Origin of the sequence: Streptomyces incarnatus, assembly GCF_001027185.1 — a bacterium.
Classification (GTDB): Bacteria; Actinomycetota; Actinomycetes; order Streptomycetales; family Streptomycetaceae; genus Streptomyces; species Streptomyces puniciscabiei.
The window spans coordinates 5,645,586-5,667,699 of sequence record NZ_CP011497.1 but is presented as its reverse complement, the minus strand read 5'-3'; the positions used below and the strand labels follow the sequence as shown (position 1 = coordinate 5,667,699).

17 protein-coding genes and 1 pseudogene are annotated in these 22,114 nt (G+C 70.3%); 1 reads left to right on the top strand and 17 read right to left on the bottom strand.

Annotated elements, in window-relative coordinates:
- The 16 genes and pseudogenes from ABB07_RS42045 to ABB07_RS25485 all read right to left on the bottom strand — a co-directional run.
- Window positions 1-341, bottom strand: a 341-nt coding sequence (locus ABB07_RS42045) for a hypothetical protein (protein WP_425264761.1), incomplete at its 3' end; no start/stop codon positions are given.
- Between the two features lie 263 nt (window positions 342-604).
- On the bottom strand, window positions 605-1,381 hold the full coding sequence (locus ABB07_RS25555; protein WP_208900892.1) for a TIGR03936 family radical SAM-associated protein: 777 nt from the start codon (window positions 1,379-1,381) through the stop codon (window positions 605-607).
- Window positions 1,382-1,427: 46 nt separating this feature from the next.
- Complete coding sequence (locus ABB07_RS25550) at window positions 1,428-2,552, bottom strand: hypothetical protein (protein WP_208903622.1); 1,125 nt, start codon at window positions 2,550-2,552, stop codon at window positions 1,428-1,430.
- A gap of 151 nt (window positions 2,553-2,703) precedes the next feature.
- Window positions 2,704-3,147, bottom strand: coding sequence for a hypothetical protein (locus ABB07_RS25545; protein WP_208900891.1), 444 nt, complete (start codon window positions 3,145-3,147; stop codon window positions 2,704-2,706).
- Window positions 3,148-3,176: 29 nt separating this feature from the next.
- Window positions 3,177-3,596, bottom strand: a pseudogene (locus ABB07_RS25540) (SpoIIE family protein phosphatase); the annotation flags it as partial.
- 407 nt (window positions 3,597-4,003) lie between these two features.
- A complete protein-coding gene (locus ABB07_RS25535; RefSeq protein WP_208900890.1) occupies window positions 4,004-5,974 on the bottom strand; it encodes a TIGR03960 family B12-binding radical SAM protein in 1,971 nt (656 codons plus the stop codon).
- A gap of 70 nt (window positions 5,975-6,044) precedes the next feature.
- Window positions 6,045-7,544: a CYTH and CHAD domain-containing protein gene (locus tag ABB07_RS25530; protein ID WP_208900889.1), complete on the bottom strand. Its 1,500-nt coding sequence runs from the start codon at window positions 7,542-7,544 to the stop codon at window positions 6,045-6,047.
- 145 nt (window positions 7,545-7,689) lie between these two features.
- Window positions 7,690-8,886 (bottom strand): rod shape-determining protein RodA, encoded by a 1,197-nt coding sequence (gene rodA / locus ABB07_RS25525; protein WP_208900888.1) that lies wholly within the window; start codon window positions 8,884-8,886, stop codon window positions 7,690-7,692.
- Complete coding sequence (gene mrdA / locus ABB07_RS25520) at window positions 8,883-11,141, bottom strand: penicillin-binding protein 2 (RefSeq protein ID WP_208900887.1); 2,259 nt, start codon at window positions 11,139-11,141, stop codon at window positions 8,883-8,885. Before mrdA ends, rodA begins: the two co-directional genes overlap by 4 nt.
- A 116-nt stretch (window positions 11,142-11,257) precedes the next feature.
- Complete coding sequence (mreD, locus tag ABB07_RS25515; RefSeq protein WP_208900886.1) at window positions 11,258-11,935, bottom strand: rod shape-determining protein MreD; 678 nt, start codon at window positions 11,933-11,935, stop codon at window positions 11,258-11,260.
- Window positions 11,936-11,949: 14 nt separating this feature from the next.
- Complete coding sequence (gene mreC / locus ABB07_RS25510; protein ID WP_208900885.1) at window positions 11,950-12,891, bottom strand: rod shape-determining protein MreC; 942 nt, start codon at window positions 12,889-12,891, stop codon at window positions 11,950-11,952.
- Between the two features lie 164 nt (window positions 12,892-13,055).
- Window positions 13,056-14,075, bottom strand: a complete 1,020-nt coding sequence (locus ABB07_RS25505) for a rod shape-determining protein (protein WP_020940056.1) — start codon at window positions 14,073-14,075, stop codon at window positions 13,056-13,058.
- A gap of 313 nt (window positions 14,076-14,388) precedes the next feature.
- Window positions 14,389-14,802 carry a nucleoside-diphosphate kinase gene (gene ndk / locus ABB07_RS25500; protein WP_208900884.1) on the bottom strand — a complete coding sequence of 138 codons (414 nt, stop codon included), beginning with the start codon at window positions 14,800-14,802 and terminating at the stop codon, window positions 14,389-14,391.
- Window positions 14,803-14,868: 66 nt separating this feature from the next.
- Window positions 14,869-15,231 (bottom strand): DUF4233 domain-containing protein, encoded by a 363-nt coding sequence (locus ABB07_RS25495; protein ID WP_208900883.1) that lies wholly within the window; start codon window positions 15,229-15,231, stop codon window positions 14,869-14,871.
- Between the two features lie 9 nt (window positions 15,232-15,240).
- Entirely contained in the window at window positions 15,241-16,746 is a 1,506-nt protein-coding gene (gene folC, locus ABB07_RS25490) for a bifunctional tetrahydrofolate synthase/dihydrofolate synthase (RefSeq protein WP_208900882.1), read from the bottom strand.
- 188 nt (window positions 16,747-16,934) lie between these two features.
- On the bottom strand, window positions 16,935-19,565 hold the full coding sequence (locus ABB07_RS25485) for a valine--tRNA ligase (RefSeq protein WP_208900881.1): 2,631 nt from the start codon (window positions 19,563-19,565) through the stop codon (window positions 16,935-16,937).
- A 137-nt stretch (window positions 19,566-19,702) separates the two neighbouring features.
- On the opposite strand from ABB07_RS25485, the gene ABB07_RS25480 reads away from it, so the two are divergent.
- Window positions 19,703-20,704 (top strand): hypothetical protein, encoded by a 1,002-nt coding sequence (locus ABB07_RS25480; RefSeq protein ID WP_208900880.1) that lies wholly within the window; start codon window positions 19,703-19,705, stop codon window positions 20,702-20,704.
- Window positions 20,705-20,770: 66 nt separating this feature from the next.
- On the opposite strand, the gene clpX is transcribed toward ABB07_RS25480, so the two are convergent.
- The gene (gene clpX, locus ABB07_RS25475) at window positions 20,771-22,057 is read right to left on the bottom strand and encodes an ATP-dependent Clp protease ATP-binding subunit ClpX (RefSeq protein ID WP_208900879.1); all 1,287 of its coding nucleotides are present in this window, start codon (window positions 22,055-22,057) and stop codon (window positions 20,771-20,773) included.
- Between the last annotated feature and the right edge of the window lie 57 nt (window positions 22,058-22,114).

Genomic DNA, 22,114 nt, shown 5'->3' with positions numbered 1-22,114 from the left:
GCCCGGCGGCGCGGACGGGCGGCGGGCGCGGCCTCCTCCGCAGCGGCGGGGGCGGCCTCCTCGGCGCCGGCGTTCAGCGCACCGGCCTCTTCGGCCTCGATCGCCTCCACAGCCTCTTCGGCGCCCTCAGCCTCGGCAGCCTCAGCGGCGTCAGTGGCATCGAGGACGTCCTCGGCGGACTCCGCCGCCGGTATGGCCGGCACGGTCACCTCGGCGGGAGCCTCGGCCGCGGCCGGCGGTCCGGCCGGGCGGGAGGCGGCACGGCGACGCCTGCGCGGCGGCAGGGTGTCGCTGGGAGTGTTCAGTTCGGAACCCTCGTTGGGTTCGGTCGGCTCGAGCATGCGGGCGTTTCTCCCGTCAGGCTCCCGGGCGCCGCGCCTGGTCCGGCATCGGTCTCTGAGGACCGTCCGCCGTTGACGTCCACGGCCCGCGCGATCCGCGATGGCCGCCGTCCGGGGCGCGGGCGCCGCACGGGAGCACTCTGTGTCCTGTCTCGCCGGTTCCGTACGCCTTGTCGGTACGGCCTGGCGAAAGTCTTCTGGTCGGTGCGCTGCCCGACCCAGGTGGCTCCCGAGTACGAGGGCGGCGCTTACGACGTCCGTCCCTACGCGGGACCTTCCGGCGTCGGCGCCGTCGCGGCGGCGGCCGGCTGGGCCGTCAGGGCCCCGGCTGCCTCGCGGTCGGGCGCGAGCGGGTCGGTCACCGTGCCGGTCTCTTCATCGAGCAGCCCCTGCGCCAGCCTGGTCACCGCTGCGGGGACCGGCGGCGCCAGGTCGGCCACGGCGCGGAGACCGGACAGGACGTCGTCGGGTCGTACGGCAGGCGTCACGTGCCGAACAACCAGCCGCAGTATCGCACAGGGCTGGTCGCTAGGCCTATCAGCCGGTGAACCGTGCGTTTCCAGGCTCACCACGGCCGGGCGGGCGTCGAAGGTGCGGACGCCGTTCTTGGTCATCCGCTGGACCTCGACGGTCCCGGCCCGGTTGAACGCGTCGACCGCGCGCCCGGCGTCGGCCGGGTCGACGCCGTCCAGCCGCAGCTCCCAGACGGAGGCCGTCAGCCGGTCGGCGAGGCCCGAGGTCCGCGCCTCGACCGCCTCGACGACGTCGAGCCCGGGGGGCAGCGACTCGTCGAGGAGGACGCGCAGCGTCTCGGGGTCGCGCGGTGCGGTGAGCGCGATCTCCAGATACTCCGCCTCACTGCCCGTGCCGGTGGGTGCGGCATTGGCGTACGACACCTTCGGGTGCGGCGTGAACCCGGCCGAGTACGCCATGGGCACCTCGGCGCGGCGCAGCGCACGCTCGAAGGCGCGCTGGAAGTCTCGGTGGCTGGTGAACCTCAGGCGGCCGCGCTTGGTGTAGCGCAGTCGGATGCGCTGCACCGCGGGTGCGGGCGGCGGGCCTTCGGGCTGTCGCTTGCCCAGTGTCCTAGTCCTTCGTGAGTGCGGTCGTACTGCTACCAAGAGTACGTGCCGCGGGCCCCTGAGGTTCCCGCCGGTCCACCGCGGCCGGCCGGCGGGGCTCGCCGAACAGCATCCGCCGGAAGTCGGCGCGGGCCTGCCGTACCGTCTCGCGGGCACTGGTCAGCGCCTCGCGGACGGCCCCGCCCACCACGCGCGCCCCCTCGGCGACCGGCCGCAGGACGGCATCCCGGACGAGGTGGCCGACCGGGGTGAGGACGGCCCGGTACGCCCAGCGCAGCGGCTCCACGAAGATCCACCGGAAGAGGGTCCCGAGCACGCGGCCGACGGCCCGCGAGATCCGTCCGGCGATCCGCCAGGCGTGCCCGAGGGCGTCGCCGACCTCGCGCGCCACGACGGCGAGGAACCGGCCGGCCGGCTCGAGGACCCAGCGCCACAGCGCGAGGGCGGGCAGCACGAACAGGACGCGGAGGATCCAGTACAGGGCGACCCCGATGCCGGTGCCGATCAGGTCCAGCAGCCGCCCCAGCCCTCGAACGCACCAGGCGACGGCATGTCCGACCGGCGTGAGGACATGGTCGTACAGCCATCGTGCGGGGACGACGAGCAGATACCGGGCCAGCCGGGCGGCGGCCGCGTACACGCCGATGCCCACGGCGGCGAGGACCGCGCCGACGCCCCTCAGCAGCCAGGTGACCGCGTGCCCGGTCGGGGTGAGCACGCGCGCGTACACCCAGGCGAGCCCGGCACCCACCCGGCGCGCCACCTCGCGCGCCAGCCAGGCGACGGCCTGCCCGACGGGCGTGAGGACGTACCGGTGGCACCACACGGCCGGTACGACGACGAGGACGGTGCCGAGCCAGGCGAGCGCCCTGCCGACGGGGACCAGCGCATGGCGCCACAGGCCCACGAACGGCCACACGAACAGGGCCTCTCCGGCCCACAGCAGCGCCCGGCCGAGCGGCCTGAGCACGGTGTCCCGCAGAAACCGTCCGGTGACGACGAGGGCGTCCCACGCCATCCGCACCGGCACCACCAGCACGAGGACGACGATCCGCAGGGGGACGCGGATCGCGACGGCCAGACACCCTTCGGGCTGCCGGGTCCGGGGAGGCGGCGTGTGCGGTTCCATACCGGGGTAGACGCGGGCACCGCCCGTTCGGATCCGGCCGGGGCGGGCGGATCCGGTCGGCACCGGCGGATCGGGCTGGGGCCGACGGAACCGGTTGGGGTGGGCGGAACCGGTTGGGGCCGACGGAACCGGTTGCCGCCCGCGGAACCGGCTAGGGCCGGCCGGGCTCGGCTTCGGTGCCGTTCCAGGTGAACCGGTGGCGATTGCGCTCCCGGTCGAAGGTGAGACCGATGTCGACGCCGTCGATGCCGTGGTTCTGCCTCAGGCACTCGATGACGGCCGCGGCGGCCACCTCTGCCTGATGGTCCGTCACCATCGGTACGTCCCAGGCGAGTACGCGTACCAGCACCGCCCGGGATCCGGATCCGAGGGCCTCCAGCTGACCGGCGACGAGGCCGAGGCCGAACCCCATCCATGTCTTGTCCGCCGGGACGATCCCCTGGGGCGGGACCCACCAGACGCGCGAGCCGTCGATCCGGCTCGCCCCGTGCGGCGGCTCGTCCAGTGGCCGGACCTCCAGGGAGACGCGGGCGACGAGCCCCCAGGGGCCGATGCGCTTCTTGTAGACGTGCGTGCCGATGTACGTGTACGCCACGAGTGGCCCTTCCTCCCCCGGCTCGATCCTCACCGCCACAGACTGCGGCGTGCCACCTCGGCCGGGGAAGCGGGACGGGGTGTGGGGCGCAGGGCGAGCAGGGCGATGTCGTCAGCGCTGTCGGCACCGAAGGTGATGATCAGTGCGTCACAGAAGACGTCAAGGGGTCCCGTACCTGCCGGGCGGTGTGCCGGCGGAGTCGGCTCATGCCGTCGTCGAGGGCCTCTCCCCGGCGTTCGACGAGGCCGTCGGTGAAGAACAGCAGGGTGGAGCCGGGCGGCAGCCGGTCCCAGGCGAAGGTGCGGGGCACAGGTGGCCGTCGAGTGAGGATCAAGGGTCTGGCCGGCGAGGTCCAGGCGGCGCAGGACCTCTCCGGGCGGTTCCTCGCGGTCGACGGCGATGCCGCGCAGCATGTTGCGCAGGGTGCTCATGGACACGGCAGCCTGGAGCCAGCCCTGACGGTTCGTTCTGTCCACCTGCCCAGGCGCGCTTGCGTCCCGGAAGATCAAGCCACAACGCCGGGCTTGACGCAACAAGAAACGGGGAGCGTGAGGTGCCGGTACTGCTCAAGGGGCACGGTCCGGAGGGCGGCCGGTCTGCGGCGTCCGGACCTTTCAGGGAAGGGGGATCGGGGTGCCATGCAGTCGCCCACAAGCCGGAACCGACCCCTCAGACCCACTCCACCTCGGAAACGATGTGCGGGGTGCTTCCGGGCCCCGGCAGCGGTGTTCGAGGGGACGCCAGCGGCACCGCTGGGCGGGGGACCGAAGCGCCGACTGCAGCCGGTGCAGCCGCCACCTCGTCCTCGCTCACCCCCGCCAGCCCCTCAACCACCCGACCGAGTGCCTCGCTCCCGTCAGTGCGTGTGACCACTCGACGCCCGCGTCGGACCACCGTTCTTGACCGTCAGGGGCAGCAGCTTCTTGCCGGTCGGGCCGATCTGGATGTGGGTGTCCATCTGCGGGCACACGCCGCAATCGAAGCAGGGGGTCCAGCGGCAGTCCTCGACCTCTGTTTCGTCGAGGGCGTCCTGCCAGTCCTCCCAGAGCCAGTCCTTGTCCAGGCCGGAGTCGAGGTGGTCCCAGGGGAGGACCTCCTCGTAGGTGCGCTCGCGGGTGGTGTACCAGTCGACGTCGACGCCGTAGGGGGCGAGAGCCTTGTCGGCGCAGGCCATCCAGCGGTCGTAGGAGAAGTGCTCGCGCCAGCCGTCGAAGCGGCCGCCGTCGTCGTACACCGCGCGGATCACGGCGCCGATGCGGCGGTCGCCGCGGGAGAGGAGGCCCTCGACGATGCCCGGCTTGCCGTCGTGGTAGCGGAAGCCGATCGAGCGGCCGTACTTCTTGTCGCCGCGGATCTTGTCGCGGAGCTTCGCGAGCCGGGCGTCCGTCTCCTCCGCGCTCAGCTGCGGGGCCCACTGGAAGGGGGTGTGGGGCTTGGGGACGAAGCCGCCGATCGAGACCGTGCAGCGGATGTCGTTGGAGCCCGAGACCTCGCGGCCCTTCTGGATGACGTGCGTCGCCATGTCGGCGATCTGGAGGACGTCCTCGTCCGTCTCCGTCGGCAGGCCGCACATGAAGTACAGCTTCACCTGGCGCCAGCCGTTGCCGTAGGCCGTGGCCACCGTACGGATCAGGTCGTCCTCGGAGACCATCTTGTTGATGACCTTACGGATGCGCTCCGAACCGCCCTCGGGGGCGAAGGTCAGGCCCGAGCGGCGGCCGTTGCGCGTCAGTTCGTTCGCCAGGTCGATGTTGAAGGCGTCGACGCGGGTGGACGGCAGGGACAGGCCGATCTTGTCGTCCTCGTAGCGGTCGGCGAGGCCCTTGGCGATGTCGCCGATCTCCGAGTGGTCGGCGGAGGACAGGGAGAGGAGGCCCACCTCCTCGAAGCCCGTGGCCTTGAGGCCCTTGTCGACCATCTCGCCGATGCCCGTGATCGAGCGCTCGCGCACCGGGCGGGTGATCATGCCGGCCTGGCAGAAGCGGCAGCCGCGGGTGCAGCCGCGGAAGATCTCCACCGACATGCGCTCGTGGACCGTCTCGGCCAGGGGGACGAGGGGCTGCTTGGGGTACGGCCACTCGTCCAGGTCCATGACCGTGTGCTTCGACACGCGCCAGGGGACACCGCTCTTGTTCGGGACGACGCGGGCGATACGGCCGTCGGGTAGGTACTCGACGTCGTAGAACGCCGGGACATACACCCCGCCCGTCTTCGCCAGGCGGAACAGGACCTCCTCGCGGCCGCCGGGGCGGCCCTCGGCCTTCCACGCGCGGATGATGCGGGTCATGTCGAGCACGGCCTGCTCGCCGTCGCCGATGACCGCCGCGTCGATGAAGTCGGCGATCGGCTCCGGGTTGAAGGCGGCGTGGCCGCCGGCCAGGACGATCGGGTCGTCGTCCGTGCGGTCCTTGGACTCCAGGGGGATCCCGGCGAGGTCCAGGGCCGTGAGCATGTTCGTGTAGCCCAGCTCCGTGGAGAAGGACAAGCCGAACACGTCGAAGGCCTTCACCGGGCGGTGGGTGTCCACCGTGAACTGGGGGACGTTGTGCTCGCGCATCAGCGCCTCGAGGTCCGGCCACACACTGTAGGTGCGCTCGGCGAGGACGCCCTCCTGCTCGTTGAGGACCTCGTAGAGGATCATGACGCCCTGGTTGGGCAGACCCACCTCGTACGCGTCCGGGTACATGAGGGCCCAGCGGACGTCGCACTCGTCCCACGGCTTGACCGTGGAGTTGAGCTCTCCGCCGACGTACTGGATGGGCTTCTGCACGTGCGGGAGCAGTGCTTCGAGCTGCGGGAACACCGACTCGGCGGCTTCGGCAGGCATCTCGCGAACCTTCGTGAGCTGACAGGGGTGACCATCAAGCGTAACCCGCCCGGCGGACTCCCCCGTACGCTCAGCCGGACGCCGCCGAGCTGATCTCCTTCCACAGGCCGGGCAGCTCCGCCTCGGCCTGTGCCGCCCGGGCCTCCTCGCGCCCGTACAGCAGCCCGTAGGTGAAGGTGCTCTCCCCCGCCGCGTGGGCCACCGCGGACAGCTCGCGCAGGGTCAGGCGGGTCATGACGCTGTCCTGGTGCTCGCCGAGCAGGGTGGTCAGGGACTTCATGGCCTTGGTCAGGGAGCGGGCCGGCCTGCCGAGGGCCGGGGTGGCCGCCTCGGCCGCGTACCGGGTGCGCTTGGCCTTCTTGCGGGCCTCGTGCACGGCGAGGTCGCGCTGCTCGCCGGGCGGGACGGCGATCGCCCGCTCGACCAGGGCAGACAGGGTCGCCAGATCCTTGGCCATGGCCTTCTCGAGCACCTTCTCCGGCTTCTTTCCGGCGGGCTTGCGCAGCGGCGGGTCGGCGAGGAGCGCGTCCAGGGTGTCCAGGAGGGTGAGGTAGCGGTGGGAGTCCAGCACGCCGGTGAGATGGGCGTGCGCGCCGCCGTGCCGGGCCTCGGACCAGGTCGTGAGGCGCGCGCGGACCGGCCCGACGACCAGGTCGGCCGGGAGGGCCCGGACGGCGTCCGTCAGGCGGTCGGCCATCACCTCGTGGTCGCGGTCCACGCCCAGCTCGCCCGCGAGCCACTTCAGCTCGACCGCGACCGGGTCGGTGACGGTGCGGTCGAGGACGGAGCGGAAGCTGCGCAGGGTGCTGCGGGCGCGGCGGGTGGCGACCCGCATACGGTGCACGGAGTCGGGCACGTCCCGGCGGACGGCGGGGTCGAGCTCGACCAGCGCGTCCCGCTGGCCGCGCAGGTAGGCGAGCACGTGGTCGCCCGCCGTCTCGGGCCGCGCGGTCCTGCCCCTGCCGCGGCGCCGCCCTCCTGTCTGCTCCAGGGCCCGGGCGAGCTTGGACGGTGACTTGGAGGGGCGTACGCCCGCTCTGCGCAGCCGTTTCTCCACGAGGTCCAGGAAGGCGGGGTCGCCGTCGTCGGCGAGTTCCACCTCGATCTCGGTCCACTGGGCGGCCCTGCCGCTGCCGCCGAGCCGTTCGGCGGTCACGGCGTCGACGCTGGCCTCGGCCAGCAGGGCGCCGTCGGCGTCGACCAGGTGGCGGACATCGCGGGCGGAGCGCAGCCGGACCAGGGGCACCAGTTCGGCGTCCCGGACCCGGGACCGGACCAGGGCGGCGATCTCCTCCGGGACGGTGTCGGAGAGCGGGGCCCGGATCTCGTCCCGCACGCCCGGTGCGACGGGGAACTTCAGGTGCCAGCCGGCGTCCGAGCCTCCGGTGCGGCGGCGCAGGGTGAGGGAGGCGGCGGCCAGGCGCTCGTCGGCGGTGTCGTAGTAGGTGGCGTCGAGCTCCATCAGGCCCTTGTCCAGGACGGCCGCCACGGGGCCGACGCCGGTCAGGTCGGGCAGCCCGCTGTCGTCGGATTCGTACTTGCGCTCGATCTCGCGTTTCGCATCCGCCATGGATTGAATCTAGTTGTCCGCGAGGTGCTGCGGCAGGGGCCGTCCCGGGCGATGGCCGGAAAATTCCCGCCGGCCGCCCGGTGAACGGCCACGAAGAGCAACTGGTGAACGCACTCCCGTGGGCCGGTACCGGACCGCCGGCGTCTCAGGCCGACATCGGTCTTTGCACCTTGATCGACTGCAGCAGTCCCACGGCCACCCAGACCGCGAACATCGACGAGCCGCCGTAGGACACGAAGGGCAGCGGCAGACCGGTGACCGGCATGATGCCGAGGGTCATGCCGATGTTCTCGAAGGCCTGGAAGGCGAACCAGGCGACGATCCCGGCGGCCACGATCGTCCCGTACAGCTCGGTGGAGTCGCGGGCGATACGGCAGGCCCGCCACAGCACCACGCCGAGCAGGAAGATGATGAGGCCGGCGCCGAGGAAGCCCAGCTCCTCCCCTGCGACGGTGAAGACGAAGTCGGTCTGCTGCTCGGGCACGAACTGGCCGGTGGTCTGCGAGCCGTGGAAGAGGCCGGCCCCGGTCAGACCGCCGGAGCCGATGGCGATGCGTGCCTGGTTGGTGTTGTAGCCGACGCCCGCCGGGTCGAGGTCGGGGTTGGCGAAGGCCGCGAAGCGGTTGATCTGGTACTGGTCCAGGATGTGCAGCTGCCAGATCGCGACGCAGCCGATCACGCCGGCGGTGAGCAGGCCGAAGATCCAGCGATTGGAGGCGCCGGAGGCGAGCAGCACGCCCAGGATGATGGCCACCATGGCGAGCACCGAGCCGAGGTCCGGCATGAGCAGCAGGATCAGGCACGGTACGGCCGCTAGGCCCAGGGACTGTGCCACGGTCCGGTGGTCCGGGTAGATCTTGTCGCCGGCGTCCACCCGGGTCGCGAGCATCATCGCCATGCCGAGGATGATCGTCACCTTGAGGAACTCGGCGGGCTGCAGCGAGAAGCCGCCGATGACGAGCCAGTTGCGCTGGCCGTTGATGGTGGCGCCGAGCGGGGTGAGGACCGTCAGGGCCAGCAGGACCGACAGGCCGTACAGGATCGGCACGGCGTTGCGCAGGGCGCGGTGGCCCAGCCAGAGCGTGCCGATCATCAGGGCGAACCCGATGCCGAGGTTCATCAGGTGCCGTTCCAGGAAGAAGTACGGGTCGCCCTGGTTGATCTCGGTGCGGTTGCGGGTCGCGGAGAACACCAGCGCGGACCCGATCAGCGACAGCGCGACGGCGGCCAGCAGTATCGGCCAGTCGAGCCTGCGGGCCAGCGAGTCCCGGGCGAAGAACCTGGTCCAGCCGGCCCGCTCGGGGCCGTACCCGGAGACGGAGAAGCTGTTCGCGCCGGTCATGAGGGCATCCTCCGGCTTCCCCGCCCGGGCATCCTGCGTGGTCGCCTGCGGGTGTTGCGGTTGCCCGTGGTGGGCGAGGGCGAGGTGGCGGGCTGCTGGTCGCTGCCGTTGCTGGGGTTGCTCTGCTGGGAGGCCTCGGCGTCCTTCGCCGGGTCGCCGACCACCTTCGGTGCCTCGATGGTGCCGTCCGTGCGGACCTTCGGCAGGCCCTTCTGCGGCTCGGGCAGCAGTGCCTTCTTGGTGTCGATGGAGCCGTCGCCCTGGACGCCGTAGAGCGCGCTGTAGATGTTGCGCACGGCCTCACCGGCGGAACCGGAACCCGTACCGGCCTGGGAGATCGTCATGATCACCGAGTAGTCCTTGGAGTACGTGGCCAGCCAGCCGGTGGTCTGCTTGCCGTAGACCTCGGCGGTACCGGTCTTGCCGTGCAGGGTGATCTTGTCCTGCGGCCAGCCGTTGAACTTCCACGCGGCCGTACCGCGGGTGATGACGCCCGCGAACGCGTCGTCCATGCCCTTGAGGGTGGCCTGGCTGACCGGAAGCCGGCGCTGCACCTTGGGCTTGATGGCCTGGACGGACTTGCCGTCGGCGCTGATGATCGCCTTGCCGATGGTCGGGACGTACTCGGTGCCGCCGTTGGCGACGGCGCCGTAGATCATGGCCTCCTGGATCGGCGTGACGAGGGTGTCGCCCTGGCCGATGGAGTAGTTGATCTCGTCACCCTCGCGCATCTTGTTGCCCTCGAGGCAGTTCTCGTAGGCGATCTTCTCGACGTAGGAGCCGTCCTTCTTGCCGCTCTTGCACCAGGCGTCCTTGTTGGCCTTCCAGTAGTCGAGCTTCCACTGGCGGTCGGGGACGCGGCCGGTGACCTCGTTGGGCAGGTCGATGCCGGTCTCCTTGCCGAGGCCGAACTGGTGGGCCGTCTTGAAGAACCAGTCCTTCGGCTGGCCCTTCTTGGGGTTGATGCCGCCGTCCTTCTTCCACTCCCGGTCGCCGAGGCCGTAGAAGACGGTGTCGCAGGAGACCTCCAGGGCGCGCCCGAGGGAGATGTCGCCGAAGTTCTCGCCCTCGAAGTTCTTGAAGACCTGGCCGCCGACCGAGTAGGAGCTGGTGCAGGGGTAGCCGCCGTCCCAGGGGTAGCCGGCCTGGACCGCGGCGGCCGTGGAGACCACCTTGAACGTCGAACCGGGGGCCGCCTGGCCCTGGATGGCCCGGTTGAGCAGCGGGTAGTCGGAGTCCTTGCCGGTGAGGGCCTTGTAGTCCTTGGCGGAGATGCCGCCCACCCACACGTTCGGGTCGTAGGTCGGTGCGGAGGCCATCGCGACGATCCGGCCGGTCTTGGCCTCCATGACGACGACGGCGCCGGAGTCGGCCTTGAAGTTCTCGCCGGTGTTCTTGTCGAACTGGGTGCGGGCGGCCTTCATCGCCTTGTCCAGTTCGTACTCCGCGACGCGCTGGACGCGGGAGTCGATGCTGGTGACCAGGTTCGAGCCGGGCTCGGCGGCGTCCGACTTGGCCTTGCCGATGACCCGGCCGAGGTTGTCCACCTCGTAGCGGGTGACGCCGGCCTTGCCGCGCAGCTCCTTGTCGTACTCCCGCTCCAGGCCGGAGCGGCCGACCATGTCGGAGCGCAGATAGGGCGAGTCGGTGTTCTTGGCCTGCTGGATCTCGGCGTCGGTGACGGGCGAGAGATAGCCGAGCACCTGCGCGGTGTTGGAGCCACCGGGGGCCGGGTAGCGGCGCACGGCCTCGGGTTCGGCGGTGACGCCGGGGAAGTCCTCGGCGCGCTCACGGATCTGCAGGGCCTGCCTGGGCGTGGCCTTGTCGGTGATCGGGATGGGCTGGTACGGCGAGCCGTTCCAGCAGGGTTTGGGGGTCTTGGCGTCGCACAGCCGGACCTTCTGGATGACCTCCTCGGGCTTCATGCCGAGGACTCCGGCCAGCTTGGTGAGGACCGCCTTGCCGTCGTCCTTCTGCTTGAGCAGGTCGGTGCGGGAGGCGGAGACGACCAGCCGGGTCTCGTTGTCCGCGAGGGGCACGCCGCGGGCGTCCAGGATGTCGCCGCGCACGGCCGGGTCGACGACCTGCTGGACGTGGTTGCCGGAGGCCTCCTTCTGGTACTGGGCGCCCTCACGGATCTGCAGGTACCACAGGCGGCCGCCGAGCGTGCCGAGGAGGGAGAGGACGAGGATCTGGATGACGACGAGCCGGATCTGGACCCGTGGGGTCCGGCCGGTCTCGGGAATGTTGGTCACTGCGGCTGTCTCCCCCTCTCAGTGCGCCGGTGCGAGTGTGCGTACGCATGATGAACGACCAGCCTGTGAACCCGCGTTCCGCGCACGCTGACCCGTTCGAGTGAACTCCGGTGCCCTCACAGCCGCTTGACCCCCTTGATCCGGCCGACGCGCGCGGAGCGGGTGCGGGCCCTGGCCTTCAGGGCCCCGAGGCCGCCGCGCTGGCTGCCGATGCGCAGGCCGGTGCCGGAGGAGAGCCAGCCGCTGGAGATGTCACCGGCCTTGGCGGCAGGGCCGCTCTCGGTCAGCGGGTCGTTGTCCGCGCGCCGGGCCAGCCACATGATCGCGGGGACCACGAACGGGGCGAGCAGCAGGTCGTACAGGGCGGCCGAGAACAGCAGCCCGGGCAGGCCGACATGGCGGGCGGCGGTGTCGCCGACGAGTGCGCCGACGCCCGCGTACAGCAGCGTGGAGCCGATGGCGGCGGCGACCACGACGGCCATCGGGCCGGTGGCCGACTTCAGGCGGCCGTTCTCCGGTTTGATGAGCCCGGCGAAGTAGCCGGTGACGCACAGCACGAGGGCGTAGCGGCCGGCCGCGTGGTCGGCGGGCGGGGCCAGGTCGGCGAGCAGACCGGCGCCGAAGCCGACGAGGGCGCCGCCCACATGGCCGTACACCATGGCGAGGCCGAGGACGGTGAGCAGCAGCAGGTCGGGGACGGCACCCGGCAGATGCAGGCGGGCGAGGACGCTCACCTGGATCACCAGGGCCACGACGACCAGCGCGCTGGAGAGCAGGATCCGGTTGAGGCGCATGGAAGAGTCAGCTCCTACTGCTGCTGGCCGGTCGTGTTGTTCGCACCCGCCGACGGGGTCACCGTGACGGTCACCGTCGGCGTCGGTACCGGCTTGGGCTGGGCCGGCAGGACCTCGTCGCGCGGGTCCTTCTTCGGGGCCTGGACGACCACGCCGACGATGTCGAGCTTGGTGAAGCCGACGTACGGCGTGACGTAGATCGTGCGGGTGAGGCCGCCGTTGGAGGGCTCGACGCGGGAGACCACGCCGACCGGCACGCCGGGCACGAAGGGCCGGTCGGCCTCGGAGCCGAAGGTGACGAGCCGGTCGCCCTTCTTCACCTCCGCCTGGCCGTTGAGCAGCTCCACGCGCAGCGGACGGTCGCCCTGCCCGGAGGCGAAGCCGAGTTCGTCGCTGCCCTCCATCCGGGTGCCGACGGTGAAGTCGGGGTCGTTGGCCAGCAGCACGGTGGAGGTGTCCGGGCCGACGGTGGTGACGCGGCCGACCAGGCCGTCGCCGTTGAGGACGGTCATGTCGCGCTTGATACCGTCGTTGGCGCCGGCGTCGATGGTGATGGTCCAGGAGAAGCCCTGGGCCGCTCCTATGGCGATGACCTGGGCGCCCTTGATGCCGTACTGGCCCTCGCCGGCGAGCTTCAGCATCTTGTCGAGCTGGTTCAGCCGGCTGCGGTTGCGGTCGTCGCTGCCGAGTTTCGCCTTGAGGGCCGCGTTCTCCTTCTCCAGCCGGGCGAGCCGGTCGTGCCGGTTGCCGGAGTCCCTTATCGCGGAGACGGCGTTGCCGACGGGATCGACCGCCGAGGACAGCCCGTTCTCGACGGGACCGAACACCGCGGCCGCGGCCTGCCGGGCACCGTCGACCGGGGAGTTCCGGCCCCCGCGGATGTCCACCGTGATCAGCGCGAACGCGATGGCGATCAGCAGGACCAGGAGCAGCCGGCTCTCTTTCGTGTCCCTCACGTGCGGCGGCCGTGCCCTTCCTCAATAGGAATTCGGGAGCCCCTTCGCGGTGCGATGCGCGAAACGCAAACCCGAGGGGCCCATTTGTGGGAGCTTATGCCTCTATATCAACGATCCGCCGCACGAGAGAAGAACGTCCCGTACGGCGGAATCGAAGAGTTACGTCATCTGCGCGGCTGGGCGTCCAGGACCTGCTGCAGCGCCTCGAACTCCTCGACGCACTTCCCGGAACCGAGCGCCACGCTGTCCAGCGGGTCCTCGGCGATGTGGATCGGCATGCCGGTCTCCCGGCGCAGCCGTTCGTCCAGACCGCGCAGCAGGGCTCCGCCGCCGGTCAGAACGATTCCTCGGTCCATGATGTCGCCGGACAGCTCCGGCGGGCACTTGTCGAGGGTCGTCTTGACCGCGTCCACGATCGCGTTGACCGGCTCCTCGATCGCCTTGCGGACCTCGGCGGCCGAGATGACGACGGTCTTCGGCAGGCCGGACACCAGGTCCCGGCCGCGGACTTCGGTGTGCTCGTCGGAGTCGAGGTCGTACGCCGAACCGATCGTGATCTTGATCTGCTCGGCCGTGCGCTCACCCAGCAGAAGGCTGTACTCCTTCTTGATGTACTGGATGATCGCGTTGTCCAGCTCGTCGCCCGCGACCCGGATGGACTGGGCGGTGACGATGCCGCCGAGCGAGATGACCGCGACCTCCGTGGTACCGCCGCCGATGTCCACCACCATGTTGCCCGTGGCCTCGTGGACCGGCAGGCCGGAGCCGATGGCGGCCGCCATGGGCTCCTCGATGATGTGCACCTGGCGCGCACCCGCCTGGGAGGACGCCTCGATCACGGCGCGGCGCTCGACGCCCGTGATGCCCGAGGGCACACAGACGACGACCCGCGGCCGGGCGAGATACCGCCGCTTGTGGATCTTCAGGATGAAGTAGCGGAGCATCCGCTCGGTGATCTCGAAGTCGGCGATCACGCCGTCCTTCAGCGGGCGGACGGCCACGATGTTGCCCGGCGTCCGGCCGATCATCTTCTTCGCTTCGGCACCGACCGCGAGGATCCCACCCGTGTTGGTGTTGATCGCGACGACGGACGGCTCGTTGAGTACGATTCCGCGACCCCTGACGTACACCAGCGTGTTGGCGGTCCCGAGGTCGACAGCCATGTCACGGCCGATGAACGACATTGAGTTCCCCATCCGGATTCATCTGGCCTTCCTGAGCTTTTGAGGGCATATCAGGTCGGCGAGGCGGGTGCTGTGACGTGAAGGCTTCCATCGTAAACGCGCCTGCACGAACACTGCGCGAGGGTCTCCGCCATTGTCACCATGTGGCGGCCCGCCCCGCTTGTGGAGACGGTCCATCGGTGGCACGCGTTCCCCCGATCGGCAAGGCATATGCCAAAGGACGGCCGAAATGTACGACCGTCCCTGGTCAGGCGCCACCGGACAGAGCTGACGCCCACTCAGAAAAATTACCGAAAACTCAGCTCGCGACGACTCACACGCGGCCCGGGAAGAAGATCTTCACCTCGCGCTCGGCGGACTCCTCGGAGTCGGAGGCGTGAATCAGGTTCTCCCGGACGATCACGCCGAAGTCGCCGCGGATGGAACCCGGCGCGGCGGCGATCGGGTCGGTCGGGCCGGCCAGCGCGCGCACACCCTCGATGACCCGCTCGCCCTCGACGATCAGCACGACGACCGGGCCGGAGGACATGAACTCCACCAGCGGCTCGTAGAACGGCTTGCCGACGTGCTCGGCGTAGTGCTGCTCCAGCGTGGCACGGTCCAGGATGCGCAGCTCCAGCGCGGTGATCTGCCAGCCGGCCTTGCGCTCGATACGGCTGATGATCTCGCCGGTCAGGCCTCGACGGACGGCGTCGGGCTTGAGGAGGACGAGGGTGCGCTGGCTCACGGGAGGACTCCTTACGCGACTGACATGTGCGGTGGGACGAGGTTACAGGGCGTGTCGGGCCGCCCGTCACACAGCGTCAGGTGCGGAGGAGGAGGACTCCGCCTGGGCGGCGAACCTGGCCTTCGCCTCGTCCACCTTTCTGCCGAAGTGCACCGAAGCCCACCACAGCGCCGCGAACACCGCGCCCATGAAGTACATGGTCGGGACGAAGACGCCGGAGGCGATCAGCGCGAGCTGCAGGGCCCAGCCGAGGGCCACCCCGCCGGGCCGGGTCACCATGCCGCACAGCAGCACGCACAGCACCATGGCGATGCCGCTGACCAGCCACACCGTGGAGACGGACAGGGCCGGGTCCTTCATGGCGACGAGCCCGGCGAAGCCGATGACGAAGAACTCGCCGATCAGCGTCGATGCACAGAGCGTACGCATCTACGATCCTCAGCCCTTCCCCAGCAGCAGCCGGGCCTCGCCGACGGTGATGACGGAACCGGTGATCAGTACGCCACCGCCGGCGAACTCGCCCTCCTCCTCGGCCAGCGTGATCGCGGCCTCCAGGGCGTCCGGCAGCCGCGGCTCGACCTGCACCCGCTCCTCGCCGAACACCTCGACCGCGATCGCGGCCAGCTCGTCCGCGTCCATCGCCCGCGGAGTGGAGTTCTGCGTGACGACCACCTCGGCGAAGATCGGCTCGAAGGCCTCCAGCAGCCCCCGCACGTTCTTGTCGCCGCTCGCGCCGACCACGCCGATCAGCCGGCTGAAGTCGAACGCCTCCTGAACGGCCTCCGCGGTCACCCGCGCGCCCGCCGGGTTGTGCGCGGCGTCCAGCACGACCGTCGGGGAGCGCCGTACGACCTCCAGGCGGCCCGGCGAGGACACGGCCGCGAAGGCCTTGCGGACGGTGTCGATGTCCAGCGGATCCGGGCGCTGCTCGCCGACGCCGAAGAACGCCTCCACCGCGGCGAGGGCCACCGCCGCGTTGTGCGCCTGGTGCGCGCCGTGCAGCGGCAGGTACACCTCGGGGTACTCGCCGCCGAGGCCGCGCAGCGTGATCAGCTGCCCGCCGACGGCGACCTGCCGGGCGACCACGCCGAACTCCAGGCCCTCGCGGGCCACGGTGGCGTCCACCTCGACCGCCTTCTTCAGCAGCACCTGCGCCGCGTCCACCGGCTGCTGGGCCAGGATCACGGTCGCGTCCTGCTTGATGATCCCGCCCTTCTCGCCGGCGATCTGAGCGGGCGTCTCGCCGAGGCGGTCGGTGTGGTCCAGGTCGATCGGGGTGATCACGGCGACGTCGCCGTCGATCACGTTGGTGGCGTCCCAGGAGCCGCCCATGCCGACCTCGACGACGGCGACGTCCACGGGGGCGTCCGCGAAGGCGGCGTACGCCATGCCGGTGAGGACCTCGAAGAAGGACAGGCGGTACTCCTGCTGTCCGTCCACCATCTCGACGTACGGCTTGATGTCCTGGTACGTCTCGATGAACCGCTCGGCGGAGATCGGGGCGCCGTCCAGGCTGATCCGCTCGGTGATCGACTGCACGTGGGGGCTGGTGTACCGGCCGGTGCGCAGCTCGAAGGCGCCGAGCAGGGCCTCGATCATGCGGGCGGTGGACGTCTTGCCGTTGGTGCCCGTGATGTGGATCGAGGGGTACGACCGCTGGGGCTCGCCGAGCACGTCCATCAGCGCGGAGATGCGGCTGACCGAGGGCTCCAGCTTGGTCTCGCCCCAGCGGGTGGCCAGCTCGGCCTCGACCTCGCGCAGGGCCTTGTCGACCTCCGGGTCCTCCGGCCGCGTGGGTACGTCGGCCTGCGGCGGGCCGCCGCTCTGCGTCCGCAGGGTTCGGCTGCCCGCTTCGATCACGGCGAGGTCGGGGTCGCGGTCGGTCTCCTCAGCGATGATCTCGTCGAAGCTGTCGAGGGGGTCGGTGCCATTCGGGTCGCTCACGGTGCCCAGTCTACGAAGCGGCGCTGACAAAGGGTGCGGTGGCTTCGCGGCGGCGGTATGGGGTGGCTGGTCCTGTCGGCCGGCTGCGGGTGCGTGGGGGCTGGTCGCGCAGTTCCCCGCGCCCCTTCAGGGCGCCGAAGGCCCCCGGCGCGTCAAACGCACCGGGGGCCTCGACTCCGTACAAACCCTTATACCGACGGCAGCCGCTCCAGCTGGGCCGTGATGCGGGCGATGTCCTCCTCGGCCTTGGCGAGGCGCGTGCGGATCTTGTCCACCACCTGGTCCGGCGCCTTCGCGAGGAACGCCTCGTTGCCGAGCTTGGCCGTGGCCTGGGCCTTCTCCTTCTCGGCGGCGGCGAGGTCCTTGGCGAGGCGCTTGCGCTCGGCGGCCACGTCGATCGTGCCGGAGAGGTCGAGCGCGACCTCGGCGCCGGCGACCGGCAGGGTGGCCGTGGCCGTGAAGGAGTCGCCCTCCGGCTGGAGGCGCAGCAGCTGGCGGATGGCGGCCTCGTGCGGGGCGAGGGCCGTACCGTCGAGCGTCAGGCGGGCCGGGACCCGCTGGCCCGGCTGCAGCCCCTGGTCGGCGCGGAAGCGGCGGACCTCGGTGATGACCGACTGCAGGGTCTCGATCTCCCGCTCGGCGTCGGCGTCACGGAAGCCGCTGTCCTCGGGCCAGTCCGCGATGACGACCGACTCGCCGCCCGTGAGGGTGGTCCACAGGGTCTCGGTCACGAACGGGACGACCGGGTGCAGCAGCCTGAGGGTGACGTCGAGGACCTCGCCCAGGACCCGCTTGCTGACCTCGGCCGGCTCGCCGCCCGCCTGGAAGACGGTCTTCGACAGCTCGACGTACCAGTCGAAGACCTCGTCCCACGCGAAGTGGAACAGCGTGTCCGACAGCTTGGCGAACTGGAAGTCGTCGTAGTAGGCGTCGACTTCGGCCACGACCGAGTTCAGGCGGGAGAGGATCCAGCGGTCGGTCGCCGACATCTTCGCCGGGTCCGGCAGCGGGCCGCCCACCGTCGCGCCGTTCATCAGGGCGAAGCGGGTGGCGTTCCAGATCTTGTTGGCGAAGTTGCGGGAGCCCTGGACCCAGTCCTCGCCGATCGGGACGTCGACACCGGGGTTCGCGCCACGGGCCAGGGTGAACCGGAGCGCGTCGCTGCCGTACTTGTCCATCCAGTCCAGCGGGTTGACCGCGTTGCCGAAGGACTTCGACATCTTCTTGCCGAACTGGTCGCGGACCATGCCGTGCAGGGCGATGGTGTGGAACGGCGGGGTGCCGTCCATCGCGTACAGGCCGAACATCATCATCCGGGCGACCCAGAAGAAGAGGATGTCGTAGCCGGTGACCAGGACGGAGTTCGGGTAGAACTTCGCGAGCGACTCGGTCTGCTCGGGCCAGCCGAGGGTGGAGAAGGGCCACAGGCCGGAGGAGAACCAGGTGTCGAGGACGTCGGTGTCCTGGTGCCAGCCCTCCGCCTCGGTCCCGGGCGGCTGCTCGTCCGGGCCGACGCAGACGACCTCGCCGTTCGGGCCGTACCAGACGGGGATCCGGTGGCCCCACCACAACTGCCGGGAGATGCACCAGTCGTGGAGGTTGTCGACCCAGTCGAAGTACCGCTTCTCCATCTCCTGCGGGTGGATCTTGACGCGGCCGTCCCGGACGGCGTCGCCGGCGGCCTTCGCCAGCGGGCCGACCTTGACCCACCACTGCATCGACAGACGCGGCTCGATGGTGGTCTTGCAGCGCGAGCAGTGGCCGACGGAGTGGACGTACGGCCGCTTCTCGGCGACGATCCGGCCCTCGGCGCGCAGCGCGGCGACGATGGCCGAGCGGGCCTCCAGTCGGTCCATGCCCTGGAAGGGGCCGTGCACGGTGATGACGGCGTGCTCGTCCATCATCGTGATGGCCGGCAGGTCATGGCGCTGGCCGATCTCGAAGTCGTTCGGGTCGTGGGCCGGGGTGACCTTGACGGCGCCGGTGCCGAACGCGGGGTCGACGTGGGGGTCCGCGACGACCGGGATGGAACGGTCGGTCAGCGGGAGCTTGATGAGCTTGCCGACGAGGTGCCGGTAGCGCTCGTCGTCGGGGTGAACGGCGACGGCGGTGTCACCGAGCATGGTCTCGGCGCGGGTGGTGGCGACGACGACCGTCTCGTCACCCTCGCCGTACTTCAGCGAGACCAGCTCGCCGTCGTCCTCCTGGTACTCGACCTCGATGTCGGAAATCGCCGTCAGGCACCGGGGACACCAGTTGATGATCCGCTCGGCGCGGTAGATCAACTCGTCGTCGTAGAGGCGCTTGAAGATGGTCTGGACGGCCTGGGACAGGCCCTCGTCCATGGTGAACCGCTCACGCGACCAGGCGACGCCGTCACCCAGGCGCCGCATCTGCCCGCTGATCTGCCCGCCGGACTCGGCCTTCCACTGCCAGACGCGCTCGACGAAGGCTTCCCGGCCCAGGTCGTGCCGGGACTTGCCCTCCTTGCCCAGCTCCCGCTCGACGACGTTCTGCGTGGCGATACCGGCGTGGTCCATGCCGGGCTGCCACAGCGTCTCGTACCCCTGCATGCGCTTGCGGCGGGTCAGCGCGTCGATGAGGGTGTGCTCGAAGGCGTGGCCCAGGTGCAGGCTGCCCGTGACGTTCGGCGGCGGGATGACGATCGTGTACGGCGGCTTGTCGCTCTTCTCGTCCGCCTCGAAGTAACCGCGCTCTACCCAGCGCTCGTACAGCGGCCCCTCTACGTCGGCCGGCGCGTACTGGGTCGGCAGTTCGGAGTCGGGCGCGGGTGGCTGCTGCTGAGCGTTCTCGGTCACGGGGGTCAGTTTAGAGGTGTCACGGGGTGGTCCCGAAACGCGTTTGTTCTGTAACGGTGCGGCCCCCGGTGCCGTGCGCTTTCCGGGCCTGGTCCAGGATGTCAGGAACACATAAGCGTCCTAGGGGGAACCCAGAAATGAGCAACAACCAGCCGGGCCCGTACGGCCAGCCGCCCCAGCAGCCGGGTCCCTACGGCCAGCAGGGGCAGCCCGGTCCGTACGGCCAGCCGGGGCCCTACGGTCAGCCCGGCCCGTACGGCCAGCAGCCGCAGGCCCCGCAGCCCGGCTACGGCTACCCCCAGCAGGCACCCCCGGCCGCCCCGCCGCAGCCGGGGTACGGCTACCCGCAGCAGGGCGGCATGCCGCCGCAGCCGAACCCGTACGGCCAGCAGCCTTATGGCCAGCAGCCCTACGGCATGCCCCAGCCCCCGGCCCCGGCCGGCGGCAAGAAGAAGACGGGCCTGATCATCGGCGTGGTGGCCGTGGTGGCGGCTGTGGCGGTGGGCGTGGCCTTCGCGGTCAGCGGCGGGAGCGGCGGCAGCGGGGGCGTCGCGGACGACGGCCCGCACAAGCTGATCACGCCGGCCGTGGTGATCAACGGGACGTACAAGAAGTCGGACGACGCGGCTGACTCCTCGGTGAGCGACGACGACATGAACGACTTCAAGAAGGCGGGCGTCCAGAACGCGCAAGGCGTCCAGGCCGGCTACAAGGCCGGTACCGGATTCACCGCCCAGAGCCTGGTGTTCGAGGGCACGTACGGCACCATCAAGAATCCCGAGGCGACCATCGACGCGATGTTCGCCGCGGCGAAGGTCAAGTCCGAGAAGAAGAACAACAGCGACAGCAGCGACAGCAGCGTCAAGGGCAAGTTCGTGGGCTCCCCGCAGGAGTTCAAGCCGTCCGGCTTCAGCAACGGCATCATGAAGTGCCAGGAGAGCCAGATCACGAACAACGACGCGCAGGCCGGCATGGCGAAGACGACGACCGTGCCGATCTGCATCTGGGCCGACCACAGCACGATGGCCATCGTCATGTCGTTCGACGTCGCCAGTCTGGCCAGCGGCAAGGGCACGAGCATGCAGGACGTGGCGGACATCGCGGCGAAGCTGCGCAAGGACGTGCGCGTCAAGGCCTGACCCCGGCTGACCGTGCGAGGAGGGGCCCCGGTCGGTCGACCGGGGCCCCTCCTCGTGTCCGGGGTCCTACGCCGACTTCTGCTCCCCCGACCCCCGCCCGCGCGCGTCCCGCGGAATCAGGGTCGGGTTGACGTTGGAGAGGACCACGTCGGCGGTGATGACGACTCGGGCCACGTCCTTGCGGGACGGGACCTCGTACATGACGCCCTGGAGGACTTCCTCCATGATGGCGCGGAGGCCCCGGGCGCCGGTCTGGCGGAGGATGGCCTGGTCGGCGATGGCTTCCAGGGCCTCGCGCTCGAAGTCCAGCTCCACGCCGTCGAGTTCGAAGAGGCGCTGGTACTGCTTGACCAGGGCGTTGCGGGGTTCCACCAGGATCTTCAGCAACGCCTCGCGGTCCAGGTTGTGGACGCTCGTGATCACTGGGAGGCGGCCGATGAACTCCGGGATCATGCCGAACTTGACCAGGTCCTCCGGCATGACGTCCTCGAAGACGTCCTTCGCCTCCAGCTCGCGCTTGGAGAGGATCGTCGCGCCGAAGCCGATGCCCTTGGCACCCGCGCGGGCCTCGATGATCTTCTCCAGGCCGGCGAAGGCACCGCCCACGATGAACAGGACGTTCGTCGTGTCGATCTGGATGAACTCCTGGTGGGGGTGCTTGCGGCCGCCCTGGGGCGGGACCGAGGCAGTGGTGCCTTCCAGGATCTTGAGCAACGCCTGCTGGACGCCTTCGCCCGAGACGTCCCGGGTGATCGAGGGGTTCTCGCTCTTCCGCGCCACCTTGTCGATCTCGTCGATGTAGATGATCCCGGTCTCGGCCTTCTTGACGTCGTAGTCCGCCGCCTGGATCAGCTTCAGGAGGATGTTCTCGACGTCCTCGCCGACGTAGCCCGCCTCCGTGAGCGCCGTCGCGTCGGCGATCGCGAAGGGCACGTTCAGCATGCGCGCCAGCGTCTGCGCGAGGAGGGTCTTGCCGGAGCCCGTGGGGCCCAGCAGGAGGATGTTGGACTTCGCCAGCTCGATGGCGTCGTCACGGCCGCCCGGGCCGCCGTTCTCGCCCGCCTGGACCCGCTTGTAGTGGTTGTACACCGCGACGGAGAGGGCCTTCTTCGCCGCCTCCTGGCCGACCACGTAGCCTTCCAGGAACTCGTAGATCTCGCGGGGCTTCGGGAGTTCCTCCCAGCGCACCTCGCTCGTCTCGGCGAGCTCCTCCTCGATGATCTCGTTACAGAGATCGATGCACTCGTCGCAGATGTACACACCGGGCCCTGCGATGAGCTTCTTGACCTGCTTCTGGCTCTTGCCGCAGAACGAGCACTTGAGCAGATCGCCGCCGTCACCGATGCGTGCCACGGTGTGCTTCCCCTTCGCCTGGGAGACGCCCGGACGCTTTCGAGTCCAGCGGCTCCT

Coding starts and splice junctions, on each gene's coding strand:
- ABB07_RS25550 (WP_208903622.1), bottom strand. CDS start 2,552: ATGGAACCGCACACGCCGCCTCCCCGGACCCGGCAGCCCGAAGGGTGT.
- ABB07_RS25535 (WP_208900890.1), bottom strand. CDS start 5,974: ATGCCTGCCGAAGCCGCCGAGTCGGTGTTCCCGCAGCTCGAAGCACTG.
- ABB07_RS25530 (WP_208900889.1), bottom strand. CDS start 7,544: ATGGCGGATGCGAAACGCGAGATCGAGCGCAAGTACGAATCCGACGAC.
- rodA (WP_208900888.1), bottom strand. CDS start 8,886: ATGACCGGCGCGAACAGCTTCTCCGTCTCCGGGTACGGCCCCGAGCGG.
- mreD (WP_208900886.1), bottom strand. CDS start 11,935: ATGCGCCTCAACCGGATCCTGCTCTCCAGCGCGCTGGTCGTCGTGGCC.
- ABB07_RS25505 (WP_020940056.1), bottom strand. CDS start 14,075: ATGTCGTTCATCGGCCGTGACATGGCTGTCGACCTCGGGACCGCCAAC.
- ABB07_RS25495 (WP_208900883.1), bottom strand. CDS start 15,231: ATGCGTACGCTCTGTGCATCGACGCTGATCGGCGAGTTCTTCGTCATC.
- ABB07_RS25480 (WP_208900880.1), top strand. CDS start 19,703: ATGAGCAACAACCAGCCGGGCCCGTACGGCCAGCCGCCCCAGCAGCCG.